Source organism: Photobacterium halotolerans DSM 18316 (assembly GCF_000425165.1).
Taxonomy (GTDB): domain Bacteria; phylum Pseudomonadota; class Gammaproteobacteria; order Enterobacterales; family Vibrionaceae; genus Photobacterium; species Photobacterium halotolerans.
Window position 1 is genome coordinate 1 of the sequence record NZ_AULG01000058.1, and the last position, 1437, is coordinate 1437.

The 1437-nt window shown below is 52.1% G+C and carries 1 protein-coding gene; it reads right to left on the reverse strand.

All coding sequences use genetic code 11. The annotated features are described in order from the left end of the window. A partial coding sequence (locus H511_RS23045) for a hypothetical protein (RefSeq protein ID WP_036759400.1) occupies positions 1-1114 on the reverse strand: 1114 nt, incomplete at its 3' end. Between the last annotated feature and the right edge of the window lie 323 nt (positions 1115-1437).

Sequence of the window (1437 nt, forward strand, 5' to 3'; positions counted from 1 at the left end):
CCCCGCCGTCATCGTGCCGGTTCAAGTACGCGGCCCAGCTGTCGGATGTTCTGAAAGGCGTCTGGCAGCGTAACCGGCGCACGTAATTGTCGCGGTAATGGCCAACAGTCATCGGCCCGTCTTCTGTCTCTATGACCAGATACTCAGTCAGACCGTCTGCCTCATAATGAGAGCCTTTAAATGTCAGGTTTTGCCGGTCGAGCGCTGCCATTACGTGCTGATTAGGATCGCGCACTGCTGCAGTATCGACGCAAGCATTCAGGCCGTTAACCAGGATTGGATTCTCTTTTTTGATCACCAGCTCCGGTGACAGAGAACGCGGCGACGACTCAAAGAACAAGCGGCCAACGGTAAATACAGACTGGTCATAGATCAGCTTTTTGCGAAAAGCCACGCCGCCGTTTTTGTTGTGTACCTCTGAGTGGTAGCTGTATCCGTTCGCGATCACCTGGGCGCTCATGGCCATGTTAAAGCGCTCAAGGTCGTCGGCGTCTGCAGCCTGAAAAAAGATGTGTGCTGCTGCGTCCTGCGCGTAAGGCGTGCCGTCTTTCTGGTAGACCTGCCCGCTGCTGGATTCAACGGCCAGGTATGTCACATCGCTGAACGCCAGCCCGATTTCAGCACCCAGTTCAGAGCAAAAGAGTTTCACGAACTCAGCATTATCCATCCGCTGAATAGCGGCCATTTCCGGCGGTGCGTCAGTGTCAATGTCACGGTCGAGGCAAAAGAACGGTGATGGCTTAAACAGTTGTTTCAGTCTGGGTAGGTGCAGAATGCCGTCTTTCTTTTGGATCAGTTGATAGCTGTCAGCGGTGGCTGGTTTGAAGTCATGGCCATGTGCTTGCTGGTAGATATCCTCAAGCGCTCGCACACTCCAAAGGTGGAACTTTTGTTCCCCGATGGTCTCAGGGACATACCCAAGGATGATGGCCATGCCAGGATGCAGGCTATTGATGATATTACCCAGCGTGGCCAGATCTGGACACGCCACGGTGTAGGCCAGGCACTTAGCCGGTGATGCCGCCCTGTGTTTGATGATGTTGCCTGCAGTGTCCAGGTCAAATGTCTTGCCGCAAAACGCAGAGACAGGGTTAACGACGGTGATATAACTCATTGCTTCAATTCTTCCATATTAAGCCGCAATTCCCTGACAAATACCCTAATGGGGCTTCCCGCTCGATATAGCCGATTACTCTGACCATTGAGCAATCCCGCCCGTTAGGCGTCTTACCCTTCTTAGTTTCCACCGTATAGCGTCTGCCTCTTTTTAGATAACTAACAGCGTCAACGGCTGCGCGGGTGGTGCATTTAAAATGGCGCGAAACGTCATAGCTACAAAACCACTTTCCATGTTCAGCAGCCCAGCTGGCTACATCGTCTGAATTGATAGTGCTCACTGTAAACCCCTAAGAGATAATGACTTTTGATAAAGTGATT